Origin of the sequence: Occallatibacter sp., from assembly GCF_049802275.1 — a bacterium.
GTDB lineage: Bacteria > Acidobacteriota > Terriglobia > Terriglobales > Acidobacteriaceae > Telmatobacter.
On sequence record NZ_JBARMD010000722.1, the window covers coordinates 1 to 13,154 of the forward strand.

The following is a 13,154-nucleotide window of genomic DNA, read 5'->3' on the forward strand; positions in this document are numbered from 1 at the left end:
GTGTAGAAACCGAATCGAATCTGGTTCATTAGATCACCAGAGAGGCTAGAAACTCCCGAGCGGATGCATTTAGCAAGCGGATCGGATTTCCTCCCCGATCCCCAAAGGCAGGGCTCGGGTGGATGAAATCGTGGCCAACCGCCTTCCAGCATCGTCGTAGCAAGGTCTTGATGATACGTTTCGATTACTTGAGAAGGTTGAGATTGTGCGTGATGGGTTGGGGGCTCAGCTGCACATTTTCCGTCATGCCGCCTGCGGTTAGAACGCCATTCATCGTACCAACCGGCGTACCTGGGAAGCGATACGCACCTTTTTTATCGCTATAGGTCACGAAGGTACGGCCGTTTGCTGTGAGGACAACCTTCTGTCCGATCTGCGGCAGGTGGTTCTTGTCGTACAAAACACCAGATAGAAACGGGTTGCCTACCGGAACTGGCGCAAACGTAAATGAGCCAAACACCGTGTCCCAGTAGACCGCAACCTGGGCTATGTCGCTAGTGTACCCGTAGGAGGGATCGGCGATGGCAACCGCAGCAGAACTCGACGTGCCAACAGTATTCTCGGTGCTGTTGTTTTGGGTCCAGGTCCAGGAGTCTTTGGTGGACAACGTTAGATTCGCAATGAGTCCTACAGTCACGCTGGCCGTGACCGTGATGGCATAGCTACTATCTGCTTCGTGCTTGACCGCCTGGGATCCATCGTAGGTGACGGTATAGGTGCTGATCGTCGGCGAATCCTGTGACGTGAGCGGTGGTTCATAAGGGAACGTCGTTGAGGTTTCCTGAAAGCGGCGCGTATCGATCGCAGTGGCACCGTTAGCGAAGGGGTCTGCTTTCAGAATTGAAGCATAATCGTCTGTCGTGAATCCTCTCGATTTGAGAGTGGCCGCCACGTCGGCCCGCATACTGGCCGGGTTCTTTAGCTCCGAAACGTAGACGTAAATCTGATCAAGGACCGGGCCGTTCACGCCCGGAGTGTAAGTAATTTTCTTGCCTGCGACCTCGATAGTCATCGCGGGATTAAGACAGAGCCAAATTTGATCATAGTCGTGATCGATTCCGTTCAGTGCAGGACCCGGTACCTTCACCTCATTTTTCCCAGTCGAGGAAATTTTGTACTCCGTACTTGTAAGCTGAGTGGTAGACCACTCATTGCCGAGCGAAGCTGAGGCCATATTTCCTCCGCCCCCGACCGATAGACCAGCCGTGATACTGTAATCCGATTTGAAGGAACTCGAGACATCGACGATTGTGCCCAAGCTACTGCCCGTGGAGTAATCGACATAACTTGCGCTCTTACCTCCGGCAGTGCCGGGAGGCGCATAGATGACGGTCATGACCTGATATTTTGGAAAAAGTTGCCCTTCCTGAATCCCGCCGCTACTGGAACACGCAAGGGTCGCACTGGCTTGCAAACCCTGCAGATTCATATTCATTTGCTTCAATGTAGCTGCATAAATCGCCTGGCCCGGCCCTTGATATTGGGTACTGTTCTTGGTTAATTCGAAGTCGCTAATCTTAGTTATTTGATCGGTGACCCGCTTTTGCGCTGCTAAGCAATTCGCTGATCCCGGTTGCGCGCCTGCACTGGCGACGGAAAGCAGAATACCGATTAGACCCATCAAAATAGGGAAGCGTCCCGACATATATCCTCCTAAAGAGCCGGACTACGGCGGATGTTAAAAGCGAATCTTTGCAGCCAGAGGCCAGCTTACTCGTCCACTCCTGCGACAAATAATCTGCATTGGTCCGAGAGAGGTACAAGCATAACTCAGATTGTGAAATGACTGTCCAAAATATTATTCGCCCTCATAAATACCGAAGCGCGTGTCTATCGGCCAAAGAGCATTCCAAGGTCGGGGTGCTTCGTGGGTCAGCCGGAAGACCTTGGCCTATTTGAAATTCTAGGCAAGACTGAATTGATCGGCGCTGGTGGGTTCCTGTTCTGTACGCGGAATGGAAAGCCGTTGGGTTCATCCTGTATTCTGCGTCGCCATCTCCACCCGGCACTTAAGCAGGCTGGGTTCGTCAACCCACACACCGGCGATCACAAAGCAGGCAACCACGCTTTTCGTCGTTTCCGGAACACGTACCTCCGCAACTACACCGAGTGTCCTGAAGGTCTCCAGAAGTTTTGGATGGGCCACGCCGGTGACAGCATGACTGACCTTTACGACAAGATCAGGCACGATCTGGCTTTTCGAAGGATGTGGGGGGAGAGGTGCGGCGTCGGCTTCGATTTGCCCTCGATTGTACCGAATGTACCGAAAACGGTACTCAGCCATGCAACGGAAAAAGCCGCGTAACTCTTTAATTGTGAATGAGAAAGAATGGTCGGGGAGAGAGGATTTGAACCTCCGACCCCCTGGTCCCGAACCAGGTGCTCTACCAGGCTGAGCCACTCCCCGAACTTGGTTTGCGGATGCGTATCATCGGGCGCTGCCTGGTGCGTTTTCCCGCTTGGTACGCTTTGGTAAGTGTAGCAGAATCTCCGAACAGATGGCTTGGCAGGGACGAACCTGAGCTTCATTCGTATCCAGGGCCTCGGGCGCGGTTGCGACTGAAAAAGTGCTTGCGCTGACGAGAAAATAAGCCCGCAAGGCTCATCGCCTGGCGGGCTTATTTCGAAAGGCTGACAACCGAATCTATTATTTCTCCGGAGCCGCCGGGGAGGGTGCACCGGGGAAGATCTCTTCGATGGGAGCACGGCGCTTCTCCTCGCCCGCGGGATCGGGCAGCGGTTTGCGAGGAATCATCTCGTCTCGTTGAGCTGCGTTGTAGACGAAGATCGCTTCGACCGTGGCGATCTGCTTCAGGTCCGCCGCCTGCAGTCGCTCCACCACGTCCTGGTTGGAATGATGGTCGCGGCTTTCGTAATCGAGGTCATCCTGAATGAATTGGAATCCCGGAATTCCCACTGCGTCGAAGCTCAGGTGATCCGTTCCACCGGTGTTTCGCATCGTCAGTGTCGTAACGCCCAGGTCTTTTAGAGGCGCCATCCACTGCGCAAAGATGGGGGAGACGGCGGCATTGCCCTGAAGATAGATCCCACGAATTTTGCCCGAGCCGTTATCAACGTTGAAGTAGGCGGAGATAAGTTTCTGCTCCGGCTTCACTTCGAGTGGTCCGGTGGCACGGCGCAGAAATTCAGGAAGCGCCATTTGATCAGGAGCAGTTGAGAGCGCGGCCGAGCCGAAGTGCTGCTTGCAGTATCCTTTTGATCCGAGAAGACCCTGTTCTTCGCCGGTCCAGAGCGCGATGCGGATGGTACGGCGTGGCTTAACGCCAAGCGCTTTGAGGATGCGCACGGCTTCCATAGCAACGACCGTGCCGGCTCCGTTGTCTGTTGCGCCTGTACCTGCGATCCAGCTATCCAAGTGTCCGCCGAGCATAACGACCTGATCCTTCAGCTTGGGATCGGTGCCGGGAATTTCGGCGACGGTGTCAAAACCGTGTTCATGTTCGCCCGTAAATTGGGTATCGATGTTGATTTGGACGGTTACAGGTACATGAGCCTGCGTGAGCCGATAGAGGCGACCATAGCTCTCGATTGCAGCAACAGCTACGGGGATTTTGACGCGCTTGTCTGCCAGGTAGGGTGTCCGGCCCAGCGTTGCTCCGTTGTCATCGAAAAATGTCCCGCCGCTGCCGCCGCCATTCTTGCCGTCGCGGCTCGGCTCGATCACTGCTGCCACTTTCTCATCTGTGAAGAACTGCGCGACCTTATCTATCATGCGCATGCGTTCCAGATACGTGCGGAGGCGCGCCTGCATCTCCGGTGGAATGCCGCCCGCATTGGCGTTTACCGGGAACTCGGCGATATCTTCAAGTTCCTTTTCTGTATAGCGTTCAAAGAGCGCCTTATCGACAGGCGGAACTTCGCGCATTGCGCCGTACAAGACAATTTTGCCGGCCAGCTTTCCCTTGTATTGATCAAAATCCTTCTCGCTTTGGATATTGACGAAGACCACGTCACCCGTGACAGGACCGGGCGTTGCCGGGGACCATGGTGTTGATTGCAGAATCAAAACCGCGGTATCGGGTGTGACCATGCGCGCCCAGGTGTTCATTTGTTGCCAACCGAGGCCGAACTCGCCCCAGTCTTCCAGGTGTGCATTTTCCAGTCCGATTTTGGTCAGCGTCTGGCTGGTCCACTCATTGGCCTTCTTCAAATTGGGCGACCCCGTCAGACGCGGGCCGATGCCATCCATCAGCGCTGAAGCAAATTCCATCACGTGCGAGTGGTTCAGGCCCTCATCACGAATTCGCTGGTACATCGTCATGTCGAGCGATTCGGTAGCGGGCTGGACTTCGCTGTACGGATCGACGGGGGCGGCAGGCGGCGTGGGCTTTGGTTTATCGGCTGCGTAAAAAACAGTGGCAACGGCCAGCAGCAGCGCCGCCGGGGAAAGGCGGGCAATTGAAATGCGCATCTTTTCGAACTCCGATGGGATGGGGTTGATACCTGTGCAAATTCTATGGCATCAACCACACCCGGAGGCCACAAATAATGCCGGCATGCCGTTGCGATCGGGAGTTCCTGCTTGGCGGCTTAGTCGGACTTTCCGCCGTCCACTGAAGCAGGGAGGTCGAGCGCCACAAGGGCAAATCGAGTTTTGCCGTTCATGGAATCTTCGAAGCCGAGGATGTGCTGATGGCGCTTCGAGCCGGCCTTGAGCTGGAGGCCTCCGTGGACACCAAAATCCTTGTCATCGATCTTCACGTTTCCATGACTCCCGTTGTCGGCGCAGGTCAACCCCTCTGAAGTTGAGATGGGTGTACCTACGGGCGCATTTCCCTGGCAGGTGATGACGTCGCCGTAGCGCCCCAGAGCCTTCTTGTAGAACGCCGTCACCTTGTCCTGGGAATCGTCGGTGGCGTAGTTTACCGCGCGTACGCGCAAAGTCCATTCGCCAAAGCCCATGTTCACATCGGCGGACTTGTCATGATCTTTGTCCTTCACGATCTCAGCGCCGGGATACACAGGCAGCCCCAGGTCAGCCGCTGAAATCTGATCGGTATTGACGTGGACTCCGCCAAATGGCGTGTCGACCTGGACATTTTTTTCCTTACCGCTGGCATCCTTGTCTACGTGGACCCGGCAGCCCGCAATGCCTGCAACCAGGGCCGTTCCAGCCAAAATACAGATCGCCTTCCGATTCATAAGATTACCCTCACACACCGTAGTACGGTATCAGACGCCTGTTGGTTCCGGCTGTTGCGCCGCGTGTGCGGCCAACCGGTAGAGCGGCATTTCCGCCTCAGAACATGCGGCAGGACGTTAAGAATGAGCCGCCAAACTGCAATCTGAACATCAAAAGGGCCGCTGCGCATTCATCGCAGTGGCCCATTTTCTTTTGTAATGATGCTGAAGTTGCTTTCCCGACCCCAAGAACATAATTCAGACTGTCGGCGAATCAGTTGTCCTGGTAACCAATCAATGTGCTCCGTGCTGGTGGTCTTCTGTTTTTCCGTCGGCCGTGCCACCAGTTGCCCAGAGAATGCACGCGAGAAAGACTGCAGCGATGACCGGGACAACAAGGAATGGGGAAGTAATCATGTTTGAGCTCCCTGAGAACTAGATTAACAAATTTGCCGCATCATGGCTTCATTTCGAAATCAGTTAAGTATCTCGTAAAAAGCGCCTTGCGTCGCATCAAAGATCCGACCATTGGTCATCGGAAAGGTAAGGCCACCGGGCTTGCATTCGTCGAAGCGGTTGCCGGAAGCATGGAAACGTGTGCCGGCGCATGGGTTTATCATGGAATCGCCCGTATCTCGATCGATCCAGGAGCAACTCATGAGCGAAAAGAACGCTACATCGCCCCGCAACAAGGGCCGCCGCGATTTTTTGAAGATCGGCGGAGCAGCCACTGCAGCGCTGCTCACGCCCTCCGCATTTGCCGTCACGCCCAATAAGTCCCTGCCCGGTCTGCCCTCGAATCCGCGCACGCCGGCGGCCATGCCCACGCGGAATCTGGGCAAGACTGGATACAAGGTAGGCGTTTTCTCCCTGGGCGGCCAGGCTGCGCTCGAGAAGCCGAACAACTTTGATATCGCGGTTCCCATCGTCGATCGCGCCCTCGATCTTGGCGTGAACTATATCGACACCTCATCCATCTATGGGGGCCCGGACCGCTGGAGCGAACAGTACGTCGGCAAGGTGATGGCGAAGCGCCGCAACGAGGCATTCCTCGCGACCAAGACGAAGGAGCGGACGCGCGATGGTTCGATGCGCATGATCGAGAAGTCGCTGCAGTTGCTCCAGACCGACCACGTCGACCTCTGGCAATTGCACGATGTCGGCACCATGTATGACGTAGACCAGATCTTCGCCAAGGGCGGCGCGATGGAAGCGCTGCTCGACATGCAGCAGCAGAAGGTGGTGCGCTATCTCGGCATCACCGGACACTATCGGCCCGAAGCTCTCATCGAGTGCATTCACCGGCATGACTTCGATTGCATCCTGATGGCGATGAATGCGGCCGACCCGCATCACTACAGCTTCAATGAAGCGCTGCTGCCCCTGGCGGTTGAAAAGGAGATGGGCATCATCGGAATGAAGATTCCGGGACGCGGACGCATCTTGTCCACGTGGACGCCGCCTCCGATCGAGCAGCAGAAGCATTCATGGGAAGGCATGACGATCCAGACCGACAAGCCCGGCACCCTCTCCATGCGCGAAGCGATGTACTACACGCTTTCCCGCCCCGTTAGCACCGTAATCATCGGATGCGATAACACCGCGCAGCTTGAAGAGAACGTGCAGCTGGCGCGTAATTTCACGCCCATCAACGAAAAGCAGCAGACGGAGCTAGTCGCCAGGGCCGAGCCCTGCGCCAAGCCGTCACTGTTCTTCCGCTTCTACGACCGGCCGTAGGTGCTTTCTAGCTTCAAGAGGAAAGGCCGAAGCGCAGCGCTTCGGCCTTTCTGTTTCTCAAAGCTAATGGAATTCGCTCTTGGCGTGGCGTCGCTAGCGAATTCCTACCGTTCCGTTCACCGACCGAATGAGCGCCGCGGAATCGTATCCAACTCCGTCTTTGAAAACCATCTCCACCTTTTCGACATTCTCGATCTTCTCTGCAGGGTTGCCGCCGAGAACCACCATATCGGCGGCCTTACCTGGAGCGATGGATCCGATCTCTCCGTCTTTGCCCATGTATTTTGCGCCATTCAGGGAAGCAATGCGAATCGCCTCGACCGCGGTAAATCCGGCCTCGACCAACAACTCAAGATTGCGCTGGTCGCCAAAGCCAGGCACCACGCCGCCGTAGCTGGTTGGATCGCAGCCGGCCATCAGCAATCCGCCGGACGCCACGAACTCGCGCTCGAATTGCATCTCTTTGTGCAACAGAATCTCGCCTGTCTTCTGTTCTGCCATTGTCGACCGCACGGTGAGATATTCCTTGGCCGCCTCTACGGTCATGGTTTTCAGCGCCGCGCTTTCCCGCTGCATGGGCGGACGATTGGCGGTTAAGGTTTCCATCACCGCCAGTGTCGATGTGATTGCCACGTGATGTGCTACCAGGTCGCTGATCATATCGTGAACCGCGGGCGCGTCAACGTCGAGACTCTGCACAATGTAATTCAGGTTTTCGCGGAAGCCAGGACACACATCAGGCTTCTTGCCGGGAAAGAATTCGGTATCGACCACGAGTCCGTGTTCCAGGTTGTCGATGCCTAAAGCCGCAGCCTGCTTGAATCCAACGGAGCAGAGATGTCCTGTGATTTTGAGTCCGTGCGCATGGGCGTGATCGATCGCAGCTTTTAGCTCGTCTGCGGTGAGATAGTTATACGCTTTGAACGACGTCACGCCTTCCGCCGCCCAGTAGTCCACCAGGCGAGCTGCGTCGTCCGGGTCGCTCAGTTGATGCATCTGAATGGCGAAAGTGCCTTTGCCCTCAAGGTATGGTCCCGTAATATCGAACTTCGGCCCGGGAATTTTTCCGGCCTCGATGGCGCGCTTCAACTCGAGATCGGTGTAGGGCTCCAGGCTGCCGCCGGTTCGCGCCGTCGTCACGCCGCCGGCGAGATATAGGCGCGGCGCACTGTCTGCCGCCTCTGCATAGAGGCCGAGTCCGTCGGCAGGACGATTGGGCAGCGGGTAGAAGAGGTGCTCGTGCATGCCGACCAGGCCGGGCATCACCGTTTTGCCCGTCATGTCCAGCACCTTCGCGTTCGCAGGATCATCACCGTGCGATTTGGCATCGTGCAAGGCACTGATTTTCCCGCCCGTGATTACGATGCGCATATCTTCCTGCGGCGCGGCGCCGGTGCCGTCGATGATGCGCACATGATCGAGCACCAGTGCGGGCGCGTTTTCCCTGATGTAGGCCGAGAGCGCGGATTTGGCTTGAGCCGCGCACGGCAGGCTGAGGGTAAATGCAAAGCATAGTACTGCTCCGCGTTGCAGAATTAGCATGAGATCCTGGCCACCGGGAAGGGATTGGGTTCCGCCTGCAAGTCTCCGCCACGACACGGGTGGTGTCAATTGGAAATGCGGAGCCGTGCGCCTTCAGCCTATTCTTTTCCTCAGCACCCATGTCGTCATGCAGCGATAATCCTGCACGATGGTTGTCTTCAGGGGATCCACCAGCACGGCATTCATTTCTTCGACCAGGTCCATGAGCATCTCTTCGTCCACGAGGTACCACTTTGAACCATCGCCAACGATGAATCGATTCCCGCCAACTCTTTCGAAGTCCATGCCAATCCTTGACCCCAATCGACAAAACAACATCCCGCCCGGCCGGAGTACTCGCCAGAGTTCTGCCAGCATACCGTGAAAGTGTTCGTCATCCCGCGCGAAATGGAGCACCGAAGAACAGATGACTATGTCGGTAAATCCGTCCGCGAATGGCATTTTTTCAATAGGAGCAACCTGGAAATTTTCCGGCGGTAACCCCGTCTCCAGCGATGCAGACAATTTGCGCACGTGATCGACACCTTCGGCATCCTGATCCAGCGCGAAGACCTCGCATCCTTCGCGCAGCAAATAGACAAGGTTCCTCCCATAACCGCATCCGGCGTCCAGCACACGCATGCCGGGTGCAATGTTTCCGCGCAGAATCTGGTCGAAGACATAAATATCGATCTGCCCGAACTGCTCTTGTACGCTCAAGGCCACAGCGGCACCTTTTCTATATCGAAATCGGGAATTACTCGCGGTGCGAACTGCCTCGTCGCCCCCCACGTTGCCATCTTTTCAGCGCATCAGCCTTCAACGTTGAGGTAAAGCCGGTAATGCTCATCGTTGATCGTCGTGAATGGGCGCATTGAGATCACACCCGATGCTGTTTTCACCTGCCAGTTCGTCGAGCCATGTGCCACTTGCGTAACCGCAGCCATTTCCTGGGAACGCACGGCTGGCGGAATCTCGCCTACGGCAAACAGTGCCAGAGGGCCGTGCACAGCCGCCACCAGTTTCGGGTGCTGTGGATCGACCGCTTCGAGAGTCGTGGGCATGTCGAATTCAACTTCGATGCGATCGCCCTTCTTCCACGTGCGCATGATCGGCACGAATTGGCCCGGCATCAGTACAACGGGAAGGCGAGTCCCATTCACCGCAATCGAAGTCTTGGGGCCAACCCACTCCGGGATGCGGAGATGAATCGCGAACGTTGCGGACTTGTCCGGCGAGACTTCGATCTGTGTGGTCGGCCGATGCGGATACTCCGTCCGCTGCGTCAGGATCACGCGATCGCCGCCGCGATTCCACGTCACACGCGATGGAATAAAGAGATTCACGTACACGCCTTTGTCGTCGCAGAAATACGAACTGATGCCGTAATCCGCCGTGACCTGCGAAAACGTTCCGGTGCAGCAATGCCACTTGTAGGGGTGATAGAACTTCGAGCCGTCGTTGTTGTAATCAGAGTAGTAGAAGCCGTGCCCATCTTCCTTGATCGGCTTGGCGCCGAGGATGCAGTTGTAGAGCACGCGTTCCATGCTGTCTCCGTAGCGGCTGTCTTTCGTGGCTCGCAGAAGATAGCGCGTGATCTTGAAGTGAGCGTACGACCCGCACGGTGTCTCAAAACTCGAATGCGTTTTTGTCAGGCTCTCGCCAATTTCGCCGCTGCCGGGATTGCGAAAATTCTCGTCCGGCCCCCAGCCGCCCGTGGCGAAGCTCTGCGAGCGCACAAAATCGAATCCGTTACGCGCCGCGCGCAGATATTTGTCATTGCCAAGTACGAAGTAAGCCTGCATCGCGCTGCTCATGGCGTTGACATGGCTGTACGCATGCTTTCCGGGAAGCACATTTTCGCCGGCTGCCAACGGATCCCAATACCAGCTGTCAGCGAGATAATGCTCGCCCATCTGCTTATACCGGCTTCCGGCGCCGCGTTGCCATGCAAGAAAGAAATTCTCAGGGAGAGTGTACGGCTCATCCCAACAGAACGAGTCATCCTTATGTGGCCGCGCATACTGCTCTGCACGCGAGAGCGGACCGGGCGGCAGGTACTTCGTCACCGAGTCGAGCGCGGCATCGAGGGCTTTGAAGGCTTGCGGGGCTCCTGCGAATTCGTGCGCGTCGATCATCCCGACGGAGATCTTGTCATAGGTGTAGGCAGGGAAGCGGTTGTCATCCCAGAAGTGCGGCGTGATGGCAGGCGCGAAGCCATTGACAAGTCGATGCACTTTCTCCTGCGTGGCCTTGTCGCCGGTGGCTGCATAGTCACGCGCCAGGCCAGAGAGATACTGGCCAAAGCTGTGCCCCGGCGCAAAGCCGTTGTTGCCCGGGTTATCGAGATCGGCCAGCGGAGCCCAACTGTACCAGCCGCCCATCTCTTCGCCCGGATCCGGCAATCCAGCGCGTTGCCGGAAGGGCTTCAAAAGCGAATCTTCATCGAGGGCAAGATAGAACTTATGGTTGCGGTCGAATTGCTCGCGTACCGACCCTTCCAGCAGCTCAACGTCACCGTATCCGAACTGGCTCAGCGGCGGCGTAACTTGAGGCGCATCCTTTGTGCCTGCTAATCCCGAGCGTGCGCCAACCAGCGTAGCCGCGACAACCGCTGCGCTGGATTTGAGGAACGTGCGGCGGGATTGGGTCCGGGTGATCGACATCAGCATCTCCCGGAAGGATTCTATCGCGCACGGCGGCGTTTGATCATTTTGCGGCCGTCGTCCCCTTACTGGCCCGACGAAGCATCGCCTGCGCCTCGGCGGCATAAGGGCCGTTAGGCGTCAGGCTCAAATACTTCTGATAGGCCTCGGCGCAGCCCGGAGGCACATCATAATGCTTCGCTGCCAAATCGACCCCCGATTTCTTGAGAAGGCCGTTCGCCTTGATGTAATAGGCGAGTGCGTCCCTCGGATCGGCTTTGATGGCTTTGTCAGCTGCCGCGACCTGGGCTTCCGCGTCGCCAGTCTGCAGGAACGCGAGCGCCTCATTTTTCAGGAACTGCGCAGCGTGCGATGGGTCCAACTGAGTGGCGAGGTCAAAGGCTTTGGCTGCCTCCGGGGCGTTGCCGGTGCGTGCGTAAATCTCACCCAAACCGGCATTCGCGAATGCCTGCGCAGCAGGATTCGGCTTCCCGCTAGCGGTCTGGATCGCAAGAATCTGCTTGTACGATTTTTCAGCCTCGTCGAATTTCTTCAAGCCAATCTGGGCGCGGCCAAGATTCTCCCACAATGTCGATTCATCTGCGCTCAATCCGGACTCCTTGATTAACTCCAGGTCCTTGAGCATGAGAGATTCAACTTCGGCGCACTTGGAGTTCTTGATTGCTGCGGCCTTCGCGTCAATATCCGTGGCATCGGCGGTCTTGCCTAGTTCCCTGATAGCCGTGGTCCGGGCAGTGTCAGATTCCTTGAGATCCTGCGATGCAATGGTCAGATCCGCGTTAATGGTCTTGACGAGCCCTTCCTGGCCCTGCGCTGCGGCGTTCTGTTTCTTCAGATTTTCAAGCTCTTTCTTCTGCTCATCGGGCAGTTCGTCGATGAACGCCTGCCGGCTCATGTCATCGTTCTGTTCCAGATCCTTGCCGGCTGTGATGGTGATGTTATTAATGGCATCGATCCATAAGCTGGGTGGAGTATCGGGCATGCGATAGACAAGCGTGTACGTGGCGGCGGGTGCCTCACCCGCATAGTTCCCAAGCGAGTCCACCGGAAATGTATGGGCCACTGTAACGCCATTGTCCGTTGACAGGCAGATCAGGCCGGCAGGTTGCGGCTGACCTGTGTAGTTGATGACACGCCCGTGAATCCTGCCCGTCTGCTGTGCCAGAGCCGGCAGAAGGGATAAAGCGAGCACTCCGAGTAAGGCTGGACTGAATATCTTCATAATTCCTTCTTCCCCATTTGCGGGTGCGCGATTCGCCGCGAGCGTCCGCATTGATCTAACTCAGCTGACTCGTCTTGATGGCCAGCTTTTCAAACTCCACTGTTCCAAGGCCCCGATTCGCCGCCATCTGCAGATACGGCAAGCGCTCGGCGTCGAGGTTCCAATAGGCCTTCGCCACGTAAGCATCCAGCGCCACGGGGTCGGTTCCGGCAACAACGGTCTTCTTCAATGCGACATCTTCGAGGTTGCCGCCTGTCGGCCCGTTGCGTAGCAGGATGCGGTAGCAGTCCATGATGGTGAGCGTCGGCAGCATGAATGCTGCAAGATCGGCGAGGCTCTGATGAATCTGCTGATGGAGGCGGTTCCGCTGACCGCCAAGGATTCCGTACCAGTTCTTCATGCCCAGCGTGGCGCCCGTAAGTTCGTGATGCTTGGCGATGGGAAGATTGAGAATCTTGTCGGCTTCAAGGAACGGCGTGAAGACCTGCCAGTTCTTCAACACCACGCCACCCATATCCACTTCGCGGAACTTCTCAGGGTCGGGCAGGATGACCTCTGCGCCCGCTGCTCTTGCCGCCGCTTCAATTCCGGAGCGATGGAAGCAACGCTGCGCCTCGTTGCAGCTCACATCAGTGACGATCACGCGCTTGGCGCCGGCTTGCCAGCACTGGCGCACAACTTCGGCAACAAGCTCGGGGTTGGTGTTGGCAGCCTGCTCGGGCGTGCGATCCCAGGCGATGTTGGGCTTGATGACCACGACGTCCTGGCGCGCGATGAATCGGCTCATCCCGCCAAGATTCTCGAGAGCCTGCTCAACCAGCGCGCGCGGCTCTCCGGCTTGTGGGCCGCGTCCATCCATCGCATAC

General features: G+C 56.9%; 11 protein-coding genes and 1 tRNA gene. 1 reads left to right on the top strand and 11 read right to left on the bottom strand.

Translation table 11 applies throughout. The features are described 5' to 3' along the window. Positions 1-184: 184 nt before the first annotated feature. The 6 genes from WA354_RS24245 to WA354_RS24270 form a co-directional block, all read right to left on the bottom strand. The gene (locus WA354_RS24245) at positions 185-1,645 is read right to left on the bottom strand and encodes a hypothetical protein (protein WP_472815600.1); all 1,461 of its coding nucleotides are present in this window, start codon (positions 1,643-1,645) and stop codon (positions 185-187) included. A 327-nt stretch (positions 1,646-1,972) separates the two neighbouring features. Further along, positions 1,973-2,188, bottom strand: a complete 216-nt coding sequence (locus WA354_RS24250) for a hypothetical protein (protein WP_472815601.1) — start codon at positions 2,186-2,188, stop codon at positions 1,973-1,975. 142 nt (positions 2,189-2,330) lie between these two features. Continuing rightward, a tRNA-Pro gene (locus WA354_RS24255) sits at positions 2,331-2,407 on the bottom strand. Positions 2,408-2,647: 240 nt separating this feature from the next. Beyond that, a complete protein-coding gene (locus WA354_RS24260) occupies positions 2,648-4,432 on the bottom strand; it encodes a M20/M25/M40 family metallo-hydrolase (RefSeq protein WP_472815602.1) in 1,785 nt (594 codons plus the stop codon). 119 nt (positions 4,433-4,551) lie between these two features. Further along, entirely contained in the window at positions 4,552-5,163 is a 612-nt protein-coding gene (locus WA354_RS24265) for a hypothetical protein (RefSeq protein WP_472815603.1), read from the bottom strand. A 273-nt stretch (positions 5,164-5,436) separates the two neighbouring features. Further along, complete coding sequence (locus WA354_RS24270; protein WP_472815604.1) at positions 5,437-5,559, bottom strand: hypothetical protein; 123 nt, start codon at positions 5,557-5,559, stop codon at positions 5,437-5,439. Positions 5,560-5,799: 240 nt separating this feature from the next. Here WA354_RS24270 and WA354_RS24275 point away from each other — a divergent pair, with 240 nt between their 5' ends. Next, positions 5,800-6,879 carry an aldo/keto reductase gene (locus WA354_RS24275; protein WP_472815605.1) on the top strand — a complete coding sequence of 360 codons (1,080 nt, stop codon included), beginning with the start codon at positions 5,800-5,802 and terminating at the stop codon, positions 6,877-6,879. Positions 6,880-6,972: 93 nt separating this feature from the next. Here the strand turns inward: WA354_RS24275 and WA354_RS24280 are convergent, their stop codons facing one another. The 5 genes from WA354_RS24280 to WA354_RS24300 all read right to left on the bottom strand — a co-directional run. Continuing rightward, on the bottom strand, positions 6,973-8,421 hold the full coding sequence (locus WA354_RS24280) for an amidohydrolase family protein (RefSeq protein ID WP_472815606.1): 1,449 nt from the start codon (positions 8,419-8,421) through the stop codon (positions 6,973-6,975). Positions 8,422-8,514: 93 nt separating this feature from the next. Next, positions 8,515-9,126 carry a class I SAM-dependent methyltransferase gene (locus WA354_RS24285; RefSeq protein WP_472815607.1) on the bottom strand — a complete coding sequence of 204 codons (612 nt, stop codon included), beginning with the start codon at positions 9,124-9,126 and terminating at the stop codon, positions 8,515-8,517. An 86-nt stretch (positions 9,127-9,212) separates the two neighbouring features. Then, on the bottom strand, positions 9,213-11,066 hold the full coding sequence (locus WA354_RS24290; RefSeq protein ID WP_472815608.1) for a beta-L-arabinofuranosidase domain-containing protein: 1,854 nt from the start codon (positions 11,064-11,066) through the stop codon (positions 9,213-9,215). A 43-nt stretch (positions 11,067-11,109) separates the two neighbouring features. Then, positions 11,110-12,339, bottom strand: a complete 1,230-nt coding sequence (locus tag WA354_RS24295; protein WP_472815609.1) for a tetratricopeptide repeat protein — start codon at positions 12,337-12,339, stop codon at positions 11,110-11,112. A gap of 4 nt (positions 12,340-12,343) precedes the next feature. Continuing rightward, positions 12,344-13,154 (bottom strand): DUF362 domain-containing protein (locus WA354_RS24300; RefSeq protein ID WP_472815610.1); only part of this gene is annotated, 811 nt, incomplete at its 5' end.